The following is a 22,234-nucleotide window of genomic DNA, read 5'->3' as shown; positions in this document are numbered from 1 at the left end:
ATAAAAAAACCCGCCATAAAGGCGGGTTTTTTCTTCTGCTTTCAATTAAGCGCTTTTCTTCGCTTTCTTGTCAGCTTTGATGACAGGAACTTCTGTTTTCACAGCGGCAACGTCACCTTCTTTGAACTCACGACCGTAGAAGGTATCCAGCAGAATCTGTTTCAGCTCGGAGATCAGTGGGTAGCGCGGGTTAGCACCAGTACACTGGTCATCGAATGCATCTTCAGACAGCTTATCTACGTGAGCGAGGAAGTCAGCTTCCTGAACGCCTGCTTCACGGATAGATTTTGGAATACCCAGCTCAGCTTTCAGGCTTTCCAGCCATGCCAGCAGTTTCTCAATCTTCGCAGCAGTGCGGTCTCCCGGTGCGCTCAGACCAAGGTGGTCTGCGATTTCAGCGTAACGACGGCGCGCTTGCGGACGGTCGTACTGGCTGAAAGCAGTCTGCTTGGTTGGGTTGTCGTTAGCGTTATAACGGATAACGTTGCTGATCAACAGGGCGTTCGCCAGACCGTGAGGAATGTGGAACTGAGAACCCAGCTTGTGCGCCATAGAGTGGCAAACACCCAGGAAGGCGTTCGCAAACGCGATACCGGCGATGGTTGCTGCACTGTGAACGCGTTCACGTGCTACTGGGTTTTTAGACCCTTCGTTGTAGGACGCTGGCAGGTTTTCCTTCAGCAGTTTCAGCGCCTGCAGAGCCTGACCGTCAGAGAACTCAGATGCCAGCACAGAAACGTAAGCTTCCAGGGCGTGAGTTACCGCATCCAGACCACCGAACGCACACAGTGATTTCGGCATCTCCATGACCAGGTTCGCATCAACGATAGCCATGTCTGGGGTCAGTGCATAGTCAGCCAGTGGGTATTTCTGACCTGTTGCATCGTCCGTTACTACTGCGAATGGCGTAACTTCTGAACCGGTACCGGAAGTGGTGGTTACCGCGATCATTTTCGCTTTTACGCCCATTTTCGGGAACTTGTAGATACGTTTACGGATGTCCATAAAGCGCAACGCCAGTTCTTCGAAGTGGGTTTCAGGATGCTCGTACATGACCCACATGATTTTCGCGGCGTCCATTGGGGAACCGCCACCCAGAGCGATAATCACATCTGGTTTGAAGGAGTTAGCCAGCTCAGCACCTTTACGCACAACGCTCAGAGTAGGGTCAGCTTCAACTTCAAAGAACACTTCAGTTTCTACGCCAGCCGCTTTCAGTACAGAGGTGATCTGGTCAGCGTAGCCGTTGTTGAACAGGAAACGGTCAGTCACGATGAGCGCACGTTTGTGGCCATCAGTAATCACTTCATCCAGCGCGATTGGCAGTGAGCCACGGCGGAAGTAGATAGATTTCGGAAGTTTGTGCCACAACATGTTTTCAGCTCGCTTAGCAACGGTTTTCTTGTTGATCAGGTGTTTTGGACCAACGTTTTCAGAGATGGAGTTACCACCCCAGGAACCACAACCCAGAGTCAGGGAAGGTGCGAGTTTAAAGTTGTACAGGTCACCGATACCACCCTGAGAAGCAGGGGTGTTAATCAGGATACGTGCAGTTTTCATCATCTGACCGAAGTGGGCAACGCGTTCTGGCTGGTTGTCCTGGTCGGTGTACAGACAAGACGTGTGACCGATACCGCCCATGGCAACCAGTTTCTCGGCTTTCTCTACCGCGTCTTCGAAATCTTTCGCACGGTACATGGCAAGCGTTGGAGACAGTTTTTCATGTGCAAACGGCTCGCTTTCGTCAACAACTTTCACTTCACCGATCAGGATTTTGGTTGTTGCCGGAACGGTAAAGCCTGCGAGTTCAGCAATTTTGTAAGCCGGCTGACCCACGATAGCGGCGTTAAGTGCGCCATTTTTCAGGATGATGTCCTGAACTGCTTTCAGCTCTTTGCCCTGCAGCAGATAGCCGCCGTGGCTGGCGAAACGTTCACGAACTGCGTCGTACACGGAATCAACAACAACAACAGACTGTTCAGATGCACAGATCACGCCGTTATCGAAGGTTTTAGACATCAGTACAGACGCAACGGCACGTTTGATGTCAGCAGTTTCGTCGATAACAACAGGAGTGTTACCGGCGCCCACACCGATCGCTGGTTTACCGGAGCTGTATGCGGCTTTAACCATGCCAGGACCACCGGTCGCCAGGATCAGGTTAATGTCCGGGTGATGCATCAGCGCATTGGAGAGCTCAACAGAAGGTTGGTCGATCCAGCCGATCAGATCTTTTGGTGCGCCAGCAGCGATCGCCGCCTGCAGGACGATATCCGCAGCTTTGTTGGTCGCGTCTTTCGCACGTGGGTGTGGAGAGAAGATGATTGCGTTACGGGTCTTCAGGCTAATCAGTGATTTGAAGATAGCCGTAGACGTTGGGTTAGTTGTCGGAACAATACCGCAGATGATGCCGATAGGTTCAGCGATGGTGATGGTACCGAAGGTGTCGTCTTCGGACAGCACGCCACAGGTTTTCTCATCTTTATAGGCGTTGTAGATATACTCGGAAGCAAAGTGGTTTTTGATCACTTTATCTTCCACGATACCCATGCCGGATTCGGCAACGGCCATTTTAGCGAGAGGGATTCGAGCATCTGCAGCAGCCAGTGCGGCCGCGCGGAAGATTTTATCAACCTGTTCTTGGGTGAAATTGGCATATTCACGCTGGGCTTTTTTAACGCGCTCGACGAGGGCGTTCAGTTCAGCGATATTAGTAACAGCCATAATGCTCTCCTGATAATGTTTAAACTCTTTTAGTAAACCAGCGCTCGATACGTCACACAGTATAGACAGAGCCGATACGACTTGCGTAACACAAAGTAAAACAAAGAGTTACTTTCTGCGTCAGCACACTAATTTACTAAAAGAGCCTTACCTTAGCATCATCCCTTTTTGTCAGGCGATCTCCCTGGGGGCGTAACCAAGATTACTCACTTCTGAGTACGGAAATCATGATCTGCGTCAATTTTCCCCCAAGCTGATACCTTTCAGCAGGGTTATTTCGTTGAGATTTTTCAAGTGTTAAATAATTACGTAAGTAATGGAAGCGACGCTATCATTGATTATACATATGTTTAACATCCTGAAATGATAACGTTTTGCCACAGATTTCGAGTGAAGTATGCTAATAAAAAGGGTATCTTCAGCGCGATTTCTCATGACAAAGTGTCAGTCCCGGGCATGTGTATAAGCGGAGCAAAACGTGATCCAAACGCTCTTTGATTTTCCAACGTATTTTAAATTTTTTATTGGTTTGTTTGCCCTGGTCAACCCGGTGGGGATCATTCCTGTCTTTATTAGTATGACGAGTTATCAGACGGCGGCGGCCAGGAATAAGACCAACCTCACCGCTAACCTGTCAGTGGCTATCATATTGCTCACCTCCCTTTTTCTTGGGGACGCCATTCTCCAGCTCTTCGGGATTTCGATTGACTCTTTCCGCATAGCGGGTGGGATCCTGGTCGTGACCATCGCGATGTCCATGATCAGCGGTAAGCTGGGCGAGGATAAACAGAACAAGCAGGAGAAGTCAGAAACAGCTATCCGCGAAAGTATTGGCGTGGTGCCGCTGGCCTTACCGCTCATGGCTGGCCCTGGCGCCATCAGTTCAACCATTGTCTGGGGCACGCGTTACCATAGCCTGATGCACCTGATTGGCTTTTCCGTTGCCATTGCGCTTTTCGCACTCTGCTGTTGGGGAGTATTCCGCATGGCGCCCTGGCTGGTGCGCCTGCTGGGGCAGACGGGCATTAACGTCATAACGCGTATTATGGGGCTGCTGTTGATGGCGTTAGGGATAGAATTCATCGTTACAGGAATTAAAAGCATTTTCCCCGGTTTGCTGCACTGATATTTCGTATGAAAGAACGGAGCCACGGCTCCGTTTTTTTACGTCATTATCAGTAAATCCTATAACTAAAGTTGAAATGCTCACATATCATAATAAATTCTACTAATAATGTTCATTGCTTGTATTTCAATGAGTTATTAATTCCCGCCAAACCCGCCTGCGCAGAAAACCTTCGATCGATCTGTTATTTTACTCACATGATACTCTGGGGCTTGCTGAGAGATAACCGAAATGATATTAGTAAATTCAACATTCCCCTAGATGAATGTGCTAAATAATAACCAGTTGTTAAATTTTTGTACAAAATCACTCGATGATAGCGCAGCGACGCGCGTGTAGAGAAAATTTTCTCTATCTTATTGAATATCATAATTTTTAAGTGGTATTCGATGTCCGGCAGGGCTGCCCTCAACGATGCGGTACTCACCGTAAAAGAGAATTGCTTAACAAATTTGCAAAATGTATTGGCGCGCGTTTACGCCATTTGATACTTTCCGGCCTAATATTTTGCAGCATAAAACAAGCAGATGAGAATTATTTTCATATGGTTCTCTTCTCAGATATCCAGTGCAGGTCTCAAACAGGGGAGGCCTGTAAAGAATCGACGCAAGACGGCCATACGAGCGGTCAGTAATAAAAAAGTCGGTGATAGCAAGCAGTAAAAGAAGAACCTGACAGCAGCAAAAAAAACTCCTGCGCTGTACAGGCCCCAAAAGGGGATTACACAGCTGGCGAAGGCCAGTCATTATAATGAGTGGAGTACCAACACAATGTCCATCATCACAAAAAAAAATCTGGTAGCGGCGGGGATTTTAACTGCGCTAATCGCGGGCAACGCTGCAATGGCTGCGGACGTTCCTGCAGGTGTTCAACTGGCGGAGAAACAGACGCTGGTGCGTAACAACGGTGCGGAAGTTCAGTCTCTTGACCCGCACAAAATTGAAGGTGTTCCTGAGTCTAACGTTAACCGCGACCTGTTCGAAGGCCTGCTGGTGACAGACGTAGACGGCCACCCGGCGCCGGGTGTTGCAGAAAAATGGGAAAACAAAGATTTCAAAGTCTGGACCTTCCATCTGCGTAAAGATGCGAAATGGTCCGACGGTACACCGGTCACGGCCGAAGATTTCGTTTATAGCTGGCAGCGTCTGGCGAATCCAACCACCGCCTCTCCGTATGCGAGCTACCTGCAATATGGCCACATCGCCAATATTGATGATATCATCGCGGGCAAAAAACCTGTTACCGACCTGGGCGTAAAAGCGATCGATGCCAATACCTTTGAAGTGACGTTGAGCGAACCTGTTCCGTACTTCTATAAGCTGCTGGTTCACCCGTCCGTCTCCCCGGTACCAAAATCCGCCGTGGAAAAATTTGGTGAGAAATGGACGCAGCCTGCCAATATCGTGACCAACGGTGCCTATAAGCTGAAAGACTGGGTGGTCAACGAACGTATGGTGCTTGACCGTAACCCGCAGTATTGGGATAACGCGAAAACCGTTATTGACCAGGTGACCTACCTGCCAATTTCGTCCGAAGTGACTGACGTTAACCGCTATCGCAGCGGTGAAATCGACATGACCTATAACAACATGCCGATTGAACTGTTCCAGAAACTGAAAAAAGAGATCCCTAAAGAAGTTCACGTCGATCCGTACCTGTGCACCTATTACTATGAAATCAACAACCAGAAAGCACCGTTTACCGACGTACGTGTTCGTACCGCGCTGAAGCTGGCACTGGATCGCGATATCATCGTAAACAAAGTGAAAAACCAGGGCGATCTGCCGGCGTACAGCTATACCCCTCCATACACCGATGGCGCAAAACTGACCGAGCCAGAGTGGTTTAAACAGACTCAGGAACAGCGTAACGCAGAAGCGAAGAAACTGCTGGCCGAAGCGGGCTACACCGCAGATAAGCCGCTGACCTTCAGCCTGTTGTACAACACTTCCGATCTGCACAAAAAACTGGCTATCGCCGTTGCCTCAATCTGGAAAAAGAACCTGGGCGCGAACGTGAAGCTGGAAAACCAGGAGTGGAAAACCTTCCTCGACAGCCGTCATCAGGGCACCTTTGATGTGGCTCGTGCTGGCTGGTGTGCGGACTATAACGAACCGACCTCCTTCCTGAACACCATGCTGAGCGACAGCTCGAACAACACCGCGCACTATAAGAGCCCGGCGTTCGACAAGCTGATTGGCGACACGCTGAAAACCACTGACGAAGCGCAGCGTACAGAATTGTACTCTAAAGCCGAGCAGCAGCTGGATAAAGATTCCGCGATCGTTCCGGTTTACTACTACGTTAACGCCCGTCTGGTGAAACCGTGGGTAGGTGGATATACCGGTAAAGACCCGATGGATAATATCTACGTTAAAAACTTGTATATTATCAAGCATTAATGGCAATGAGTGGGGCGGGCATGCTCGCCCCACGGTGTCTAACCAACGTCACATAATATAGGCACACGCCAGAAGGTACGGGCAATGTTGAAATTTATCCTACGTCGCTGTCTTGAAGCGATTCCAACGCTATTTATTCTCATCACGATTTCCTTCTTCATGATGCGTCTTGCGCCGGGCAGTCCATTTACCGGTGAGCGTACGCTGCCGCCTGAAGTTATGGCAAATATCGAAGCGAAATACCACTTAAACGATCCAATCTCCACCCAGTACTTCAATTACCTGAAGCAGCTGGCCCACGGTGATTTTGGACCGTCATTTAAATATAAAGACTATTCCGTTAACGACCTGGTCGCGTCCAGCTTCCCGGTTTCGGCTAAGTTGGGTGCTGCGGCATTTATTCTGGCCATCGTTTTCGGGGTCACCGCTGGCGTCATCGCCGCGCTAAGACAAAATACCAAATGGGATTATGCCGTAATGGGGGTGGCAATGACCGGGGTAGTGATACCCAGCTTCGTTGTCGCGCCATTACTGGTGATGATATTTGCCATCACGCTGAAGTGGCTGCCTGGCGGCGGCTGGAACGGCGGGGCATTGAAGTTCATGATTTTGCCGATGGTGGCATTATCGCTGGCGTACATCGCCAGTATCGCGCGTATCACCCGTGGTTCAATGATCGAAGTGCTGCACTCGAACTTCATTCGTACCGCGCGCGCTAAAGGGCTGCCGATGCGTCGGATTATCTTCCGCCACGCGCTCAAACCGGCGCTGTTGCCCGTGCTTTCCTACATGGGACCGGCATTCGTCGGGATCATCACCGGCTCTATGGTTATCGAAACAATCTACGGCCTGCCCGGCATTGGTCAGCTGTTCGTTAACGGCGCGCTCAACCGCGACTATTCGCTGGTGCTGAGCCTGACCATTCTCGTCGGTGCGCTGACCATTCTCTTTAACGCTATCGTCGATGTGCTGTATGCCGTCATCGATCCGAAAATTCGTTACTAACGCTGGAGCACGCCATGATGTTGAGTAAGAAAAACAGCGAGGCGCTGGAAAACTTCAGTGAAAAACTGGAAGTAGAAGGTCGTAGCCTCTGGCAGGACGCGCGCCGTCGCTTTATGCACAACCGTGCAGCGGTTGCCAGTCTGGTTGTTCTGGTGATCATCGCGCTGTTTGTGACCCTGGCACCGATGCTGTCGCAATTTACCTATTTCGACACCGACTGGGGCATGATGTCCAGCGCGCCGGATATGGAATCAGGCCACTATTTTGGCACGGACTCCTCGGGACGCGATCTGCTGGTGCGTGTCGCTATCGGTGGCCGTATCTCGCTGATGGTCGGTATTGCTGCCGCGCTGGTCGCGGTGATCGTGGGTACGCTCTACGGTTCACTTTCCGGCTACCTCGGCGGCAAAATAGACTCGGTAATGATGCGTCTGCTGGAAATCCTGAACTCCTTCCCGTTCATGTTCTTCGTCATCCTGCTGGTGACCTTCTTCGGCCAGAATATCCTGCTGATCTTCGTAGCTATCGGGATGGTTTCCTGGCTGGATATGGCGCGTATTGTTCGCGGCCAGACGCTGAGCCTCAAACGCAAAGAGTTTATTGAAGCGGCGCAGGTAGGCGGTGTGTCCACCGGGAATATCGTGGTTCGCCATATCGTTCCTAACGTGCTGGGCGTGGTGGTGGTTTATGCCTCACTGCTGGTACCAAGCATGATCCTGTTTGAATCTTTCCTGAGCTTCCTGGGTCTGGGTACACAAGAGCCACTGAGCAGCTGGGGCGCGCTGCTAAGCGATGGCGCAAACTCGATGGAAGTTTCACCGTGGCTACTGCTTTATCCGGCGGGTTTCCTGGTCGTTACCCTGTTCTGTTTTAACTTTATCGGCGATGGCCTGCGTGATGCCCTCGACCCGAAAGACCGTTAAGGAGCGCCGTCATGACAATTATTGAAACGGCCACTGCGCCACAGGCGCAACAGCAGAATAATCTTCTGCTGGATGTGAAAGACCTCCGCGTGACCTTTAAAACGCCGGACGGGGATGTTACCGCCGTCAACGATCTCAACTTCAACCTGCGCGCGGGCGAAACGCTGGGGATCGTGGGGAGTCCGGTTCCGGAAAATCGCAGACCGCTTTTGCGCTGATGGGCCTGCTGGCTGCTAACGGCGTGATTGGCGGCTCCGCTAAATTCAACGGTCGCGAAATCCTCAACCTGCCGGAACACGAGCTGAACAAGCTGCGCGCTGAGCAGATCTCGATGATTTTCCAGGATCCCATGACCTCGCTGAACCCGTATATGCGCGTAGGCGAGCAGCTGATGGAAGTCCTGATGCTGCACAAAGGCCTGGGCAAAGCGGAAGCCTTTGAAGAGTCGGTCAAAATGCTGGATGCGGTGAAAATGCCGGAAGCGCGCAAGCGTATGCGCATGTTCCCGCACGAGTTTTCTGGCGGTATGCGTCAGCGCGTGATGATTGCGATGGCGCTGCTGTGCCGGCCAAAGCTGCTGATTGCCGATGAACCTACCACCGCGCTGGACGTTACCGTTCAGGCGCAGATCATGACCCTGTTGAACGAGCTGAAGCGCGAGTTCAACACGGCGATTATCATGATCACCCACGACCTGGGCGTAGTGGCGGGCATCTGTGACAAAGTGCTGGTGATGTACGCCGGTCGTACCATGGAATACGGCAAAGCGCGCGATGTCTTCTATCAGCCAGCCCATCCGTACTCGATTGGTCTGCTGAACGCGGTGCCGCGTCTTGATGCAGAAGGGGAATCTCTGCTCACCATTCCGGGCAATCCGCCTAACCTGCTGCGACTGCCGAAAGGCTGTCCGTTCCAGCCGCGCTGCCCGCACGCGATGGAAATCTGCAACAGCGCTCCGCCGCTGGAAGAGTTTGCACCAGGCCGTCTGCGCGCCTGCTTTAAGCCGCAGGAGGAGCTGGTATGAACGCATTAGATGAAAAACGCAACGTGCTGCTCGAAATCGCCGATCTTAAAGTGCATTTCGACATCAAAGACGGCAAACAGTGGTTCTGGCAGCCGCCGAAGACCCTGAAAGCGGTGGACGGCGTCACGCTGCGCCTGTACGAAGGGGAAACCCTGGGCGTGGTGGGAGAGTCCGGCTGCGGTAAATCGACCTTTGCGCGAGCCATCATCGGTCTGGTCAAAGCCACCGACGGAAAAGTGGCCTGGCTGGGTAAAGATCTGCTGGGCATGAAACCCGACGAGTGGCGCGAGGTGCGCAGCGATATCCAGATGATTTTCCAGGATCCGCTGGCATCATTAAACCCGCGCATGACTATCGGCGAGATTATTGCCGAGCCGCTGCGCACCTATCATCCGAAGATGTCTCGTCAGGAAGTGCGCGACCGCGTGAAGGCGATGATGATGAAAGTCGGCCTGTTGCCAAACCTCATCAACCGCTATCCGCATGAGTTCTCCGGCGGTCAGTGCCAGCGTATTGGTATTGCCCGTGCGCTGATCCTCGAACCGAAGCTGATTATCTGCGATGAGCCGGTTTCCGCGCTGGACGTCTCCATTCAGGCGCAGGTGGTTAACCTGCTGCAGAAGCTGCAGCGCGAAATGGGGCTGTCGCTGATCTTCATCGCGCATGACCTGGCCGTGGTGAAACACATCTCTGACCGCGTGCTGGTAATGTATCTGGGGCATGCCGTGGAGCTGGGCACCTATGACGAGGTGTACCATAATCCATTGCATCCATACACCAGAGCGCTGATGTCCGCGGTGCCGATCCCCGATCCCGATCTGGAGAAAAATAAAACCATCCAGCTTCTGGAAGGGGAATTACCCTCGCCGATTAACCCACCGTCAGGCTGCGTCTTCCGCACGCGCTGCCCGATGGCCGGGCCGGAATGTGCAAAAACGCGACCGGTTCTGGAAGGCAGTTTCCGACATGCAGTTTCCTGCCTGAAAGTAGACCCGTTATAATCGCAAGGGCTGACATGATGTCAGCCCTTATTTTTTGCGAGGTAACTGTGTCGCGTTTATTCACGTCAGCCCGTCGGCGGCTATATCATTTTTTATTCGATCCTGAAACGGTTTCCGGGCGACGCTTCGAAGGTCTGTGCGGTTTATTTGCGCTCCTCAGCGTGGTTGTCATCTTTATTGAATCGGGTGCCGGGACGCAATACCACCTGACGTTTGACGAATGGCATATCTTTGTCTGGCTTGAGCTGGCGATTACCCTGGTTTTTACCGCTGAATATCTCCTCCGGGTAATAGCCTGGCCCAACCCGGCCAGATATGTTTTCAGCTTCTGGGGATTTATCGATTTAGCCACCATCCTGCCGCTCTATGTCATGTGGCTGTGGCCGGAGATCAGCCTGAGCTATGTCTTTGCCTGGCGCGCGATGCGCGTGATTCGGGTATTACGTATTCTGAAATTGCTGCGTTTTATGCCGTCATTACGCGTGTTCTGGAGTGCGATCGTCAGCGCCCGCCATCAGCTTATTTTGTTCTACTCGTTTATTGCCATCGTCATGATTGTTTTTGGCGCGCTGATGTATTTAATAGAAGGGCCCAAATATGGCTTTACGACGCTCAATGCGTCCGTCTACTGGGCTATTGTGACCGTCACCACCGTGGGCTACGGTGATATTACGCCCCATACGCCACTTGGGCGCATCGTGGCGTCCGTGCTGATTTTGATTGGCTATTCGGTGATTGCGATCCCGACGGGACTTATTACCACACATATGAGCAGCGCCTTCCAGAACCGCAAGCAGCAGCGCAAGTGTCCTCATTGCCAGCAGGGCGAACATGAACACAGCGCGCGGTTTTGTTACCGCTGCGGCAGTGAATTGCCGGAGTAAATAAAAAAGGCTGCAATCGCAGCCTTTTTTATTATTCGCGCCAGAGAATATGGCACAGCTTGTGGTCTTTCTCGCGACAGAGCAGGACGCGGGCGAAAATATCGTTAATTTCGCCGCCGTCTTCATCGGCCAGCCCAATCACCACTTCGGCAAAGAAGTCCGGATTCAGGTCGAAATCCACATGCTCAGCCCAGTCTTCTGAAGGGTCGAACAATTCAGCGCCGCCGCGCTCTTCGAACTGCAGATTGAAGAGGATCACGTCTGCGGGATCGAGATTATCAACCGCCAGTTCGAGAAAAATGTCATAGGCCTGCTCGAGCGTTTCGTCTTCGGTCAGGCGATTGTTCAGATCCATTTCCATGATGACTACCTGTTTAACATCGTTGGGCACGTTTTACAGCAACGGACTAAAGAAGTAAAACAGTCGTTCGGCAATTCTCTGCCACATCGGACGTTTTACCCACAGTCTGGCATCCAGCAGCCGCGAGCGGGAGATATAATCATCCTGCACCGCTGCAAGGTCGCCGCCAAAGCCGGCATCATCAATGACCAGCGTGATTTCAAAGTTAAGCCACAGGCTGCGCATATCCAGGTTGACCGTGCCCACCAGGCTCAGCTCACCGTCGACGAGAACGCTCTTGGTGTGGAGCAATCCGCCTTCAAACTGGTAAATTTTCACCCCTGCGGCCAGCAGTTCGCTGAAGAATGCCCGGCTGGCCCAGCCCACCAGTAGGGAGTCATTTTTGCGAGGCAAAATGATGCTCACATCGACACCGCGCTGCGCGGCGGTACAGATCGCGTGCAGGAGGTCGTCGCTGGGGACAAAGTAGGGCGTCGTCATGATCAGGTATTCACGCGCCGAGTAGGTTGCCGTCAGCAGCGCCTGATGAATTAAGTCCTCCGGGAAGCCCGGCCCTGAAGCAATGGTATGAATGGTGTGACCGCTGGCCTCTTCAAACGGCATAATATTGCCGTCCGGCGGTGGCGGCAGGATACGCTTGCCGGTTTCTATTTCCCAGTCGCAGGAATAAACGATGCCCATCGAGGTGGCAATCGGCCCCTCCATTCGCGCCATCAAATCAACCCATTGACCTACTCCTGAGTCCTGCTTGAAGAAGCGCGGGTCAACCATATTCATGCTGCCGGTGTAGGCAATATAGTTATCGATCATGATCATTTTGCGATGCTGGCGGAGATCCATCCTACGCAGAAACACGCGAAGGAGATTGACCTTCAGCGCTTCGACCACTTCGATCCCGGCATTACGCATCATGCCGGCCCAGGGGCTACGGAAAAATGCCACGCTACCCGCGGAATCAAGCATCAGGCGGCAATGAATGCCGCGCCGCGCGGCGGCCATCAGCGACTCAGCGACCTGGTCAGCCATCCCGCCGGGCTGCCAGATATAAAAAACCATCTCGATATTATGACGAGCCAGCTGAATATCGCGGATTAACGCCTGCATGACGTCGTCGGACGAAGTCAGCAGCTGCAGTTGATTGCCTTTAACGCCGCCAATCCCCTGACGGCGCTCACACAGCTTAAACAGTGAGGAGGCGACGCTGCTGTTCTCCTCGGCAAAAATATGTTTGCAGGCCTTAAGATCGTTCAGCCACTTCGCGGCGGAGGGCCACATGGCACGGGCACGCTCGGCGCGGCGTTTACCCAGATGAAGCTCGCCGAAAGAGAGATAGGCAATAATTCCCACCAGCGGGAGGATATAAATGATTAGAAGCCAGGCCATGGCAGAGGGTACGGCTCTGCGCTTCATCAGGATGCGTAATGTCACACCCGCGATTAACAGCCAGTATCCCAAAATGACCAGCCAACTCACCACGGTGTAGAAGGTTGTCATAGGTAAAAAAATCCTTTTGAAAGCGTATTGTTATGAGTGTACGCATCAGGATTCATCTGGCAAATAAAAACGCCAGGTAAAAGCGCTGGTTTGCTGCCGGGTTGGGTTTATAATGGCGACTCTGTAAGTTAAAGAGTTGTAGACATGAAGCGCAGTAGAACAGAAGTAGGGCGCTGGCGCATGTTGCGACAGGTGAGTCGTCGCAAGGCTCGTTGGCTGGAAGCACAATCCCGCCGCAATATGCGTATTCACGCCATCAGAAAATGTGGATTGACCAGGCACCGCAATGCGTTGCTGTTCGCAGTCCAGGATATCTGAAACCATGAGGGCACCGTAACGGGTGCCCGCTGATTTTATAGCGTCTGATTTTTTAGGAATAGCGTATTTGCAGCGATATTCCTGTTGTGTTTAGCAAAAGGAGGGAGAAGTGTTTGCGGAGTTTGGCGTACTGAATTTCTGGACGTATGTTGTCGGCGCGTTTTTTATCGTGCTGGTGCCAGGGCCGAATACCCTGTTTGTGCTCAAAACCGGGATCGGTCACGGCGTTAAAAAAGGGTATCTTGCCGCCACGGGCGTATTTATCGGCGATGCGGTGCTGATGTTTCTGGCCTGGGCGGGCGTCGCGGCATTAATCCAGACCACGCCGGTACTGTTTAATATCGTGCGCTATCTCGGGGCTTTCTATCTGCTCTGGCTGGGCGGCAAAATGCTCTGGTCGGTGGTGAACCGCCAGAAAAACGCGAATGAGAGCGGCCCCGAACCAGCCAGTATGATCATGAAACGTTCGCTGGTATTAAGCCTGACCAATCCCAAAGCGATTCTGTTCTACGTATCGTTCTTCGTTCAGTTCATTGACGTGAATGCACAGAGCACTGGAACTTCTTTCCTGATCCTCGCGACGACGCTGGAGTTGATAAGCTTTATGTACATGAGCTTCCTGATCTTCTCAGGCGCGTTTGTCACGCGTTATCTGAAAACGAAAAAGAAACTGGCAAAGCTGGGGAACGGACTGATAGGGCTGCTGTTTGTCGGGTTTGCGGCGAGGCTAGCGTCGCTGCATTGATGGTTTGAAAGGCTCCTGAGGGAGCCTTTTTAATGTCTGGTGTAGCTGGAAAGCCGCGCCAGACAAGGCTTCACGTTTTACTACTAGCAGTCAAAAGCCATAAAAAGCGGCTAGGGTGTGGACACATTGTGGACACTCTGACCACCATTAGCACCCTTCAACGGATTAAGCGAAATCGCGTCCTGCAGGTACTGAGGAGCGAAGTGCGCATAGACCATTGTCTGCGCAATTTTCGTATGACCTAAGATCCTCTGCAGTGTGATGATGTTGCCCCCGTTAATCATAAAGTGCGTCGCGAAAGAGTGTCGTAGCGCATGTGTTGCTTGTCCGGCCGGTAAATCGGGCTTAACCTCTTTGAGGGTTCGCCTGAAGTTAGCATAACTGGCCTCAGGAAACAGAAAACCTCGTGTTTTGCCGACTACGTAAGCCGCAACGTCATCAGAGATCGGGACCGTGCGCGGTGTGTTGGTTTTCGTCTTAACGAAAGACACTCGGTTATGAATCACATTCTCCGCCTTCAATCGTGCAGCTTCGCCCCATCTTGCTCCGGTACTCAAACACAAAACCGCAATTTTACGATTATCACCTGAGAGCGCAGCAAGTAAGGCGTCAATTTCCTCAAGAGTGAGATAGCCCGTTTCGGCTGTCTGCTCTTTCAGTTTTTTGAATCCCCTGAATGGATGCTCACCGTTATACAGTTCTGACTCAATCAGGGTTGTGAACATCCCACCTAGCGTGATCAGGTCGCGGTTGATGGTAGTTGGCTTAATACCTTCACCCCGACGTTGAGCACAATATTGCGTTATCAGGCTCTTGGTGATCTGGAAAGCGCATGGGTTACCGGTCATCGTTTCGAAACGCTCAATTTTCCTGAGATACGATTGACCGTGCTCCTCATGTTTACCTTTCAGCTTCCACCACAACTCTTTCAGTTCTGACAATTGGCGTTTGTCCGTTGGTTTTGAAAGCCATTCCTTTGAGTGATGGTTATATTGAGTGTGCTTTTCAAAAGCCATCGCCTCGCTTTTCTTGTCGAACTTCCGACGGATGCGTTTTCCGTTACGCCCGCTCGGTCTAATGTCCACTTCATATCGACCATCATCGAGCTTTTTAACAGACATAAAGCCTCCCGATGATGTTACTGCGTACTTCAATTTCCTGATTTAAATAGCAAAAACTCACTGTGCATTTACTGCACAAAAAAGCGCCGTAAATGGTTAGCCAGTTTTCTGGTCTGAGTGGGGTGACGTTGTTGTCTGCTGCCCAAAGTGCGCGAGAGCCGGTGCAATTTGCCCAGCTTCAGGTGTTATTTGATCGGCCATGAACCACAACGTGTACTTTGTGAACCGGGGGTGTTGCAGGATTTTCATGATTTGCTCAACTCCGGGCTTTTTGTCTCCGGACTCATAACCAGCAAGAGAGCTATAGGCTATGCCTGTTAACTCACTGAATTGCCTCTTGTTTAATCTCTCTGATTCTCTAATCAGCTTTATCTTCTCAAATACCGGGGTTGACATAGTTACTCCTATGGAAGAATATTGCCCCTATCGGGATGTTTTACTCTTATTGGGTTATCTAGTGAGAGCAATTAAAGCCCATTAAGAGCAATTAATCACACTAAAGGAGAATCGTAGCAGATGAACAACCAGCTTGTAAGTAGAACAGATGCGGTTCCATACCAGGAATTCGCGCGCCTTATTGGTAAAACACCTGCAGCCGTTAAAGGCATGATTGAAAAGGGCAAGCTGCCTGTAGTCGAGATGACAGATCCGCAGTCAACGAGTGGGCGCGCAGGGGAATATTGGGTTTATCTGCCTGCCTGGAACAAGGGTATGAAGATGGCATATGACAGCCGCCCGAAGGAAATTCGTGATGGTTGGCTGATGTGGCTCGGATTAGGGGAGCGAGTATGAATAGTGAACCTCGCTGTATTGCACAGTTGCTTCGAAGAGAAAGTCCTAAACCTACCAACTTCACTATCACTCACGGTCGTGGACGTAAGGGCATCATCATCCGAACCCGAAAGCCGGGTGTTATCGAGAAGCTTCGTCGACTGGTCAAAAAGAGAGGACTGTGGTTATGACGGTAATGACACTGGACGTGATCCAGAAACAACCAACAGCGCTTCGCGGTCTGGTCTGCAAGTATCTGGCTCAGCCTCGCTGGCAGGACACTTGCGATTTTTACAATCAGATGATGGAACGGGAGCGTCTTACGGTTTGTTTCCACGCTCAATTAAAACAGCGTCACTCTGTCATGCGCTTAGAGGAAATGACCGAAGCCGATCGTGAGCGTCTTGTTTGTGCGCTTGATGAATTGAGAAATGCATTCACCCGGTATCGTCAACTTGGCACGTCAAAAGCAACTTTCATCAGCCGCCTGACCGTCAGCCAAAGGCGTTCATTGTTTCTTCATGCTGGACTGACAGAGCAGGAATTTATGATGCCGCACTGGCGTTTGAATGAAGAGGGCTGTTATTGGCGCGACAAACTTTTCCGCGCGCTGCGAGAGCTGTTTAGCCTTTTTGAGTACGCACCAACCATTTTAACCTCGGTGAAACCTGAGCAGTATTTACATTAATTAATCTGGATTCGATTTATTACGCGCCTTACAGCGTGGGGACTCCTTTTGTCCGGAGATAGGCAAATGCAAAAGCAAAATACAGCGCAGCGGGGGATGTATTCGGCACTTCTGGCGCAGGCAGTAAGCGAGGCACAGCGCGACGCGGCGACCCGTTTCTCTTCTCAGTTTGACGGGCTTATCGCGCACATCAGTAAGTCAGAACTTAATCGCACCGAGATTATCGAGTTATTAGGTCAGGAGTCGGAAAAGTTACACAACGCAATTTTCGGTAGAGCTGGCTAACCACTGTTAACAGGAAGCAAAAAATGAGTATACACATCGAGATTAATAACCAATACGTCATCACCAGTGACCGCTATCAATTCATTTTGCAGGAAAAAAAGACCGCTACATCCGGGAAGAATGAAGGTAAGGAATGGCTGGACGTTGTGGGTTACTACCCAACTATCCCTAAGCTTATCTCAGGCCTGGTATTGCATGATCTTTTGACCAGCGATCTTACTAGCTTCACAGCTCTGGAAGCTCGGATTGAACGCATGGGGAAGCAATGTCTGGACGCCTTTAAATAGTATGTCCATCGAATCTCGGGGGCGTATTGCCCCCTCGCCACCACCACCATTTTTGAAGGGCGCCAGTGATTCATTCGTTGGTACTTATCCCTGGAATAACGTCACCAAAGAGGCCATTGGCCGCGACAGACCCCTTACACGTGCCGAACTCCGTCAGGTGCAAGGTGTTTTAAACCGGATTGACCGTCTGCCGTTTTTCCTGCAAACGCTGTTTACATCGCGTTATAACTTCATCCGCCGTAAAAAGAGCCCTTTAGGTGGGCTGTATTTCCTTAAAAACACGTTTGAGCGCAAGCTGCTGCCACGTCTTGAGCGTGTTAATGAGCTGTGTGGGATGAATGAAATCGCCTCGATTGGGTTTCTGTCCGAGCGCGACCAGTATGCGCGCTTACCAGATATGAATGACAAAGAGCTCAGGAAATTTGCGGCCAGAATTGCCTCTCAGCTCTGGAGCAAATATGAGGAGTTAAGCGACGCATGGGCGGAGGCTCACGGCGGGAAAGAAACACTTTTCACCGATAAAGCTCAGTCGCACCTATACGGGCAAGTGGCCGGTATTGCTCGCGCATTTAACATCACCCCGATGTACTGGAAAAAATACCGTAAGGGTCAGATGACGATCCGCATGGCATTTTCCGCTATTTCACGACTGATAAAAGACGAGTGGTGGATTAATCAGCTTAAGGCGCAGAGGATGCGCTGGCGCGAGGCGCTGCTCATCGCTGCCGGTGAGGTCAACAAAGACCGTTCACCTTACGCAAGCAAAATGGCGATCCGCGATGTTCACTCGCGCCGCCTGGCTAATCTCGAATACCTGAAATCCTGTGAACTGGAAAACAAAGTCACCGGCGAACGTATCGACCTCATCAGTAAGGTCATGGGGAGTATTTCTAACCCTGAAATACGCCGCATGGAGCTGATGAACACCATCGCCGGGATTGAGCGCTACGCGACCAGCGTTGGTGACGTGGGGATGTTTATCACGCTGACCACGCCATCGAAGTATCACCCGACCCGTCAGGTTGGCAGAGGTGAAAGCAAAACGGTGCAGCTCAATCATGGCTGGAACGATACCGCGTTCACGCCCAAAGACGGCCAGCGCTATCTCTGCCGAATCTGGAGCCTGATGCGCACCGCTTTTAAAGATAACGATTTAGAGGTTTACGGGATGCGTGTTGTTGAACCGCACCACGACGGCACGCCACACTGGCACATGATGCTGTTTTGCAAACCCGGTCAGCGTAAAGCCATTAACGAAATTATGCGTCGTTATGCCCTCAAAGAGGACGGACACGAAAAGGGCGCGGCAAAACAGCGCTTTGAGTCACGCCATCTTAATCAGGGCGGAGCGGCGGGTTATATCGCTAAATACATTGCAAAAAATATCGACGGTTACGCACTTGACGGCCAGCTCGATCACGATACCGGCAAGCCTCTGAAAGATACGGCCGCAGCCGTCACCGCATGGGCGTCTACATGGCGCATCCCGCAGTTTAAACCGATTGGCCTCCCGACGATGGGCGCTTACCGCGAACTGCGCAAGCTGCCGCGTGGGGTGAGTATCGCCAGCGAGTTTGACGACAGGGTAGAGGCCGCGCGAGCTGCTGCAGATGAGGGTGATTTTGAGCGGTACATCATCGCGCAGGGTGGGGCAAACATGCCGCGTGATGCTCAGGCCGTAAGGGTTGCCCGTAAGGTGACGGATGAGGTTAATGAGTACGAGGAAGATATCGAGAGGGTGGTCGGTATTTATGCCCCTCATCTCGGGGCGCACCGGGTCCATGTCACCCGTACAGCCGAATGGCGAATCGTTCCAAAGATTTTGGCCGTTGAGCCTTTGACCTTAAAAAGCGGCTCTGCCGCGCCTCGGAGTCCTGTCAATAACTGTGGAAAGCTCACCGGCGGTGATGCTCGAGTTATGACCCCCACACCGTCTGAGCATGCCGCAGCGGTGCTGAATCTTGTTGATGACGGTGTTGTCGCATGGGACGACCCCGAAGTCGTGACAGCGCTCAGGAGCGCGCTAAAACACGACGCCCCGCATCAAAATCGCCAGCAAAGAAGTAGTGAGCCATTAAAACCGCATGGCGTTGCCCCGTCAGGCAGGCTGACTAAATCCGAACGTGCGCAAATACCTCGTATCCGCTTTGACCTTGCGCAGCATGGCATCACCCCAAAACGCTGGGAACTTGAGGCGCTGGCGCGCGGGGCGACCGTGACATACGACGGGCAGAAATTCACATATCCGGTTACTGATGAGTGGCCGGGATTCTCAACAAATCAATAATGGTGATTGAAATGGCTGATTTTGAATCGATAATAAGAACCGCCAGTTTTGAGGGATGGCTCGAGCAATTAAGGGATAATGCGGAGCTGCGCAGCGGTAGCGCTTCTGATGCGGATGTCAGGGGGTGATGACTGATGCATGTAATTTGAGGTGAAACACCGCAGTACCATACCAAAAATATTAAGTTAATGGCTCTCGTCCACCAGCTGCAGCAAATTATAGCCAATGAGAACCTGACTCCCGCCGAGTTGGTCGGGTATGCCAAAATAGTCAGAGATAATTACGGCAGGCTGTACGATATCAGCAATCCGAAAATTTAGGCGTTCACACCGGCGAAAGGCCCGATTATTCCGCAACCACGTCGACCATAGCAAACGCCGCCGGTACTGAAGCTTGCTTTAGGTACCGGCGGCGTTGAACAACGAGCCCCCGAGGCGTTAGCGTCTCAAAAGTCGTTCTATTTGCTTAAGGGAGTTTTCAAAAGTATCTGATAAATAAAAAACGTTCTGTTTGGCTATTTGTTTTTTCCATTCCATAACTGGCAACCTCTGTTTATCAACGATGTATATATCTGCTTTAGTTTCTTTTAATTCATCCCATATGTGGTGGTCGTCTGGATTTATTTTAAGACCGATGACTATAATTTTATTAGAGGTTTTAATTTTTTCTTTAAACTGTTGCTGTTGCAGATTAACAATACTGGGGCAATGAATAACTGTTTTTTCTGGATGGTACATGGCTACTGCAGGAGCTAACGAAGTATCACTCTTACAATAATTAATAATTTCTTTCTGGTCGTTATAGATTTTTATGTCACCATCAGTTAATGCACCTCCAGCGCCTGGGGCGTGCAGAAAACTAACTCCTGTGGCTATACCTGCAGGAATGAAATTACATGAGCCGTGTATCTTTAACAGAGACATACTGTTGGGAATGCGATTATCGGTACGGTACTGTACATTTATGCGATGTGACCATATAGCTTGCTCGATGAGCAGATCATAGTTAGTTGTAGCCAGATAAATATTCTTTTTTTTCTTTATCATAGCTATGAGCTTAAGATAAAAATTACCCTTTTTTATGCTGAATCTTGCCAATGCCATAGCCATTTCTTTTAATAGAGCAGTGACGTCACTGTTTCTTTCTTCGAAAAATCTTATCATGGCCTTTTCTGGATCATTCCTGAAAAGCTCAAGCATTTCGCCCTGTATTGTCGTTGAGATACCACCTTCTTTTCTCATTGCGTCTATTAAAGCACCTCCCAATGGAGGTTGTCCTCCGACACAAGGGCCACTACCAAAACTAGCCCCAGCACCGAATAAAATTAACGCTCCCATTTCGTTTCCTTATCAATTGTAGTTTATGCGATTCATATTACCCATTCATGCGCGATAAAGCAGTTAAGGTAGGGTGCTTTTTTTAATGTTGGTCGCGTAAATACGGGAAAACTTACGTGCATGCCTAAGCTGCATGAAAACGCATGAGCATAATCGGGTTGTGAATTGTTCGACCTGCCAGGCTTGATGAGGTTTTTGTGGTTCATGCAACTGCATTAAAACGGCCCCATAAGGCGGGCAGGCGAGGCGGGGATAGCACTGCGCGCCGGGTGTGGTGACAGGATTTATTTTACGCGTCTGTGCGCGTCGTGGGGGCGCGCTGTGATGTGAAGTCGGTCAAGGTGATGTCGGGCGCTTGCGTCGCGTGCGCGGCGTCTGGCTTGCTCTGAGAATGTGCCGCCCGTAGGCGGCATTTTTGGCAGGTTTAGTCGGTCTCTATGTTGTAATCCTTAAAGCGGATCACCTCCATCCCGAGCCAGTCGTTTATCTCTTTAAACCGCTCCTGCAGCGGCGTCAGCTCGTTACGCACAAACACCCGCGCCACCTTCTCGATATCGCCCATCGAGCCGATATTCTCAGGCTTGCCGCCCATGAGCTGGAACGGTACGCGGTGCGCATCGAGCAGGTCAGCGGCGCTCACCTTCTTGATGTTAAAAAAATCATCCTTCGTGGCGACTTCACTCAACGGCACGATCTTAATGCCATCCGGCTTCCCGTTCGGGGCGTAGAAAAACAGGTTTTTGAAATTACCGAGTCCTTTCGAGTCACGCATTGCGGAGCGCAGCGCCTCAACGTCGGTGCTGCTCTGCGCCGCGTCGGTCACGTACATGATGTAACCCGCGTGCGCGCCGTTCTGGTAATACTTGCGACGAAACAACGTGGCGGATTCATTCAGCCAGGCGGAATTGAGCGCGCTCAGGTATTCCGGCATCCCGTAGAGCTCCTGATTGATATCGGGCTCAAGCAGATGAAACACCGAACCGGGGGCGAACTGGTGCGGGTGGGTAAAGCTCGACACGTACCAGTAAACCCCATCCTCAACACCACGGCGGGTGTATTTGGCCGGTGAGGTTTCCAGCTTCATGAGCTGGCCGGTCACACTCATGCGCTTTTCGAGATAGCCGTTGGCGAAGACCAGATAATCAAGCACAAGGCGGCTGAAGTCCTGACGCGACAGCAAAGGGTGCGGGATAAAGGTGCTGGTCAGAATGTTGCGCTTTACGTAAATCGGAGAGCTGTGGTGCACGGCGGCGCGCAGGCTTTTCGCCAGCCCGGAGAAGTTGACCGGCGGCTCGTACCATTTGCCGTTATTGATGCATTCGACATAGTCGAGGATGTCGCGGCGATCCAGAACGGGTGACGGCTCACCAAAGGTGAACGCCTCCATTTTCTGCGGCGCGCTGGCGGTCATGCTGGTCTGTTTTGGCTGTTTATTTTGGCGTTTTTTCATC

The 22,234-nt window shown here is 51.4% G+C and carries 21 protein-coding genes and 1 pseudogene; 15 read left to right on the top strand and 7 right to left on the bottom strand.

The features are described from left to right. Window positions 1-45: 45 nt before the first annotated feature. Window positions 46-2,724 (bottom strand): bifunctional acetaldehyde-CoA/alcohol dehydrogenase, encoded by a 2,679-nt coding sequence (adhE, locus tag EnteroDNA1_RS04700; RefSeq protein WP_023312099.1) that lies wholly within the window; start codon window positions 2,722-2,724, stop codon window positions 46-48. A 478-nt stretch (window positions 2,725-3,202) separates the two neighbouring features. On the opposite strand from adhE, the gene EnteroDNA1_RS04695 reads away from it, so the two are divergent. The 7 genes and pseudogenes from EnteroDNA1_RS04695 to EnteroDNA1_RS04665 all read left to right on the top strand — a co-directional run bounded on the left by EnteroDNA1_RS04695 (window position 3,203) and on the right by EnteroDNA1_RS04665 (window position 11,089). After that, window positions 3,203-3,850 (top strand): YchE family NAAT transporter, encoded by a 648-nt coding sequence (locus tag EnteroDNA1_RS04695; RefSeq protein ID WP_023312098.1) that lies wholly within the window; start codon window positions 3,203-3,205, stop codon window positions 3,848-3,850. Between the two features lie 770 nt (window positions 3,851-4,620). Continuing rightward, window positions 4,621-6,252 (top strand): oligopeptide ABC transporter substrate-binding protein OppA, encoded by a 1,632-nt coding sequence (oppA, locus tag EnteroDNA1_RS04690; protein WP_033145757.1) that lies wholly within the window; start codon window positions 4,621-4,623, stop codon window positions 6,250-6,252. Window positions 6,253-6,336: 84 nt separating this feature from the next. Then, window positions 6,337-7,257: an oligopeptide ABC transporter permease OppB gene (gene oppB, locus EnteroDNA1_RS04685; protein ID WP_008502786.1), complete on the top strand. Its 921-nt coding sequence runs from the start codon at window positions 6,337-6,339 to the stop codon at window positions 7,255-7,257. Window positions 7,258-7,271: 14 nt separating this feature from the next. After that, a complete protein-coding gene (oppC, locus tag EnteroDNA1_RS04680; protein ID WP_023312096.1) occupies window positions 7,272-8,180 on the top strand; it encodes an oligopeptide ABC transporter permease OppC in 909 nt (302 codons plus the stop codon). 11 nt (window positions 8,181-8,191) lie between these two features. Further along, a pseudogene (locus EnteroDNA1_RS04675) lies at window positions 8,192-9,204 on the top strand (ABC transporter ATP-binding protein). Beyond that, complete coding sequence (gene oppF / locus EnteroDNA1_RS04670) at window positions 9,201-10,205, top strand: murein tripeptide/oligopeptide ABC transporter ATP-binding protein OppF (RefSeq protein ID WP_023312094.1); 1,005 nt, start codon at window positions 9,201-9,203, stop codon at window positions 10,203-10,205. The pseudogene EnteroDNA1_RS04675 and the gene oppF overlap by 4 nt, the downstream one beginning before the upstream one ends. 14 nt (window positions 10,206-10,219) lie before the next feature. Further along, window positions 10,220-11,089 (top strand): ion transporter, encoded by an 870-nt coding sequence (locus tag EnteroDNA1_RS04665; protein ID WP_048975814.1) that lies wholly within the window; start codon window positions 10,220-10,222, stop codon window positions 11,087-11,089. A 31-nt stretch (window positions 11,090-11,120) separates the two neighbouring features. Here the strand turns inward: EnteroDNA1_RS04665 and EnteroDNA1_RS04660 are convergent, their stop codons facing one another. Together EnteroDNA1_RS04660 and cls are read right to left on the bottom strand one after the other, a co-directional pair. Next, window positions 11,121-11,450 carry an HI1450 family dsDNA-mimic protein gene (locus EnteroDNA1_RS04660; RefSeq protein WP_006810881.1) on the bottom strand — a complete coding sequence of 110 codons (330 nt, stop codon included), beginning with the start codon at window positions 11,448-11,450 and terminating at the stop codon, window positions 11,121-11,123. Between the two features lie 33 nt (window positions 11,451-11,483). Next, window positions 11,484-12,944 (bottom strand): cardiolipin synthase, encoded by a 1,461-nt coding sequence (gene cls / locus EnteroDNA1_RS04655; RefSeq protein ID WP_069302956.1) that lies wholly within the window; start codon window positions 12,942-12,944, stop codon window positions 11,484-11,486. A 144-nt stretch (window positions 12,945-13,088) separates the two neighbouring features. On the opposite strand from cls, the gene EnteroDNA1_RS22295 reads away from it, so the two are divergent. Both EnteroDNA1_RS22295 and leuE read left to right on the top strand, forming a co-directional pair. Next, window positions 13,089-13,262 (top strand): YciY family protein, encoded by a 174-nt coding sequence (locus EnteroDNA1_RS22295; RefSeq protein ID WP_086379783.1) that lies wholly within the window; start codon window positions 13,089-13,091, stop codon window positions 13,260-13,262. Window positions 13,263-13,371: 109 nt separating this feature from the next. After that, complete coding sequence (gene leuE, locus EnteroDNA1_RS04650; protein ID WP_033145755.1) at window positions 13,372-14,007, top strand: leucine efflux protein LeuE; 636 nt, start codon at window positions 13,372-13,374, stop codon at window positions 14,005-14,007. Between the two features lie 110 nt (window positions 14,008-14,117). On the opposite strand, the gene EnteroDNA1_RS04645 is transcribed toward leuE, so the two are convergent. Both EnteroDNA1_RS04645 and EnteroDNA1_RS04640 read right to left on the bottom strand, forming a co-directional pair. Beyond that, a complete protein-coding gene (locus EnteroDNA1_RS04645) occupies window positions 14,118-15,128 on the bottom strand; it encodes a phage integrase (RefSeq protein ID WP_069302955.1) in 1,011 nt (336 codons plus the stop codon). Window positions 15,129-15,224: 96 nt separating this feature from the next. Beyond that, a complete protein-coding gene (locus EnteroDNA1_RS04640) occupies window positions 15,225-15,524 on the bottom strand; it encodes a helix-turn-helix domain-containing protein (protein WP_032667448.1) in 300 nt (99 codons plus the stop codon). Window positions 15,525-15,644: 120 nt separating this feature from the next. Here EnteroDNA1_RS04640 and EnteroDNA1_RS04635 point away from each other — a divergent pair, with 120 nt between their 5' ends. From EnteroDNA1_RS04635 to EnteroDNA1_RS22540, 6 genes are all read left to right on the top strand, one after another. After that, the gene (locus EnteroDNA1_RS04635; protein ID WP_069302954.1) at window positions 15,645-15,920 is read left to right on the top strand and encodes a regulatory phage cox family protein; all 276 of its coding nucleotides are present in this window, start codon (window positions 15,645-15,647) and stop codon (window positions 15,918-15,920) included. Between the two features lie 166 nt (window positions 15,921-16,086). Continuing rightward, window positions 16,087-16,587: a replication protein B gene (locus EnteroDNA1_RS04630; RefSeq protein WP_069302953.1), complete on the top strand. Its 501-nt coding sequence runs from the start codon at window positions 16,087-16,089 to the stop codon at window positions 16,585-16,587. 66 nt (window positions 16,588-16,653) lie between these two features. Next, window positions 16,654-16,872, top strand: a complete 219-nt coding sequence (locus EnteroDNA1_RS04625; RefSeq protein WP_069302952.1) for a DUF2732 family protein — start codon at window positions 16,654-16,656, stop codon at window positions 16,870-16,872. A 23-nt stretch (window positions 16,873-16,895) separates the two neighbouring features. Continuing rightward, window positions 16,896-17,159 carry a DUF5405 family protein gene (locus EnteroDNA1_RS04620; protein WP_069302951.1) on the top strand — a complete coding sequence of 88 codons (264 nt, stop codon included), beginning with the start codon at window positions 16,896-16,898 and terminating at the stop codon, window positions 17,157-17,159. A 1-nt stretch (window position 17,160) separates the two neighbouring features. After that, window positions 17,161-19,446, top strand: coding sequence for a replication endonuclease (locus tag EnteroDNA1_RS04615; RefSeq protein ID WP_069302950.1), 2,286 nt, complete (start codon window positions 17,161-17,163; stop codon window positions 19,444-19,446). A gap of 188 nt (window positions 19,447-19,634) precedes the next feature. After that, a complete protein-coding gene (locus tag EnteroDNA1_RS22540; RefSeq protein ID WP_231926988.1) occupies window positions 19,635-19,766 on the top strand; it encodes a meiotically up-regulated 80 protein in 132 nt (43 codons plus the stop codon). A 117-nt stretch (window positions 19,767-19,883) separates the two neighbouring features. On the opposite strand, the gene EnteroDNA1_RS04610 is transcribed toward EnteroDNA1_RS22540, so the two are convergent. Further along, complete coding sequence (locus EnteroDNA1_RS04610) at window positions 19,884-20,783, bottom strand: SIR2 family protein (RefSeq protein ID WP_069302949.1); 900 nt, start codon at window positions 20,781-20,783, stop codon at window positions 19,884-19,886. Between the two features lie 424 nt (window positions 20,784-21,207). After that, a complete protein-coding gene (locus tag EnteroDNA1_RS04605) occupies window positions 21,208-22,233 on the bottom strand; it encodes a phage portal protein (protein WP_069302948.1) in 1,026 nt (341 codons plus the stop codon). Window position 22,234: the final 1 nt, after the last annotated feature.

This window comes from Enterobacter sp. HK169, from assembly GCF_001719105.1.
GTDB classification, from domain to species: domain Bacteria; phylum Pseudomonadota; class Gammaproteobacteria; order Enterobacterales; family Enterobacteriaceae; genus Enterobacter; species Enterobacter asburiae_B.
This window is presented reverse-complemented; position numbering and strand designations above follow the sequence as displayed.

Coding starts and splice junctions, on each gene's coding strand:
- adhE (WP_023312099.1), bottom strand. CDS start 2,724: ATGGCTGTTACTAATATCGCTGAACTGAACGCCCTCGTCGAGCGCGTT.
- oppA (WP_033145757.1), top strand. CDS start 4,621: ATGTCCATCATCACAAAAAAAAATCTGGTAGCGGCGGGGATTTTAACT.
- oppB (WP_008502786.1), top strand. CDS start 6,337: ATGTTGAAATTTATCCTACGTCGCTGTCTTGAAGCGATTCCAACGCTA.
- oppC (WP_023312096.1), top strand. CDS start 7,272: ATGATGTTGAGTAAGAAAAACAGCGAGGCGCTGGAAAACTTCAGTGAA.
- oppF (WP_023312094.1), top strand. CDS start 9,201: ATGAACGCATTAGATGAAAAACGCAACGTGCTGCTCGAAATCGCCGAT.
- EnteroDNA1_RS04665 (WP_048975814.1), top strand. CDS start 10,220: ATGATGTCAGCCCTTATTTTTTGCGAGGTAACTGTGTCGCGTTTATTC.
- EnteroDNA1_RS04660 (WP_006810881.1), bottom strand. CDS start 11,450: ATGGAAATGGATCTGAACAATCGCCTGACCGAAGACGAAACGCTCGAG.
- cls (WP_069302956.1), bottom strand. CDS start 12,944: ATGACAACCTTCTACACCGTGGTGAGTTGGCTGGTCATTTTGGGATAC.
- EnteroDNA1_RS22295 (WP_086379783.1), top strand. CDS start 13,089: ATGAAGCGCAGTAGAACAGAAGTAGGGCGCTGGCGCATGTTGCGACAG.
- EnteroDNA1_RS04645 (WP_069302955.1), bottom strand. CDS start 15,128: ATGTCTGTTAAAAAGCTCGATGATGGTCGATATGAAGTGGACATTAGA.
- EnteroDNA1_RS04640 (WP_032667448.1), bottom strand. CDS start 15,524: ATGTCAACCCCGGTATTTGAGAAGATAAAGCTGATTAGAGAATCAGAG.
- EnteroDNA1_RS04635 (WP_069302954.1), top strand. CDS start 15,645: ATGAACAACCAGCTTGTAAGTAGAACAGATGCGGTTCCATACCAGGAA.
- EnteroDNA1_RS04630 (WP_069302953.1), top strand. CDS start 16,087: ATGACGGTAATGACACTGGACGTGATCCAGAAACAACCAACAGCGCTT.
- EnteroDNA1_RS04625 (WP_069302952.1), top strand. CDS start 16,654: ATGCAAAAGCAAAATACAGCGCAGCGGGGGATGTATTCGGCACTTCTG.
- EnteroDNA1_RS04620 (WP_069302951.1), top strand. CDS start 16,896: ATGAGTATACACATCGAGATTAATAACCAATACGTCATCACCAGTGAC.
- EnteroDNA1_RS04615 (WP_069302950.1), top strand. CDS start 17,161: ATGTCCATCGAATCTCGGGGGCGTATTGCCCCCTCGCCACCACCACCA.
- EnteroDNA1_RS22540 (WP_231926988.1), top strand. CDS start 19,635: ATGGCTCTCGTCCACCAGCTGCAGCAAATTATAGCCAATGAGAACCTG.
- EnteroDNA1_RS04610 (WP_069302949.1), bottom strand. CDS start 20,783: ATGGGAGCGTTAATTTTATTCGGTGCTGGGGCTAGTTTTGGTAGTGGC.
- EnteroDNA1_RS04605 (WP_069302948.1), bottom strand. CDS start 22,233: ATGAAAAAACGCCAAAATAAACAGCCAAAACAGACCAGCATGACCGCC.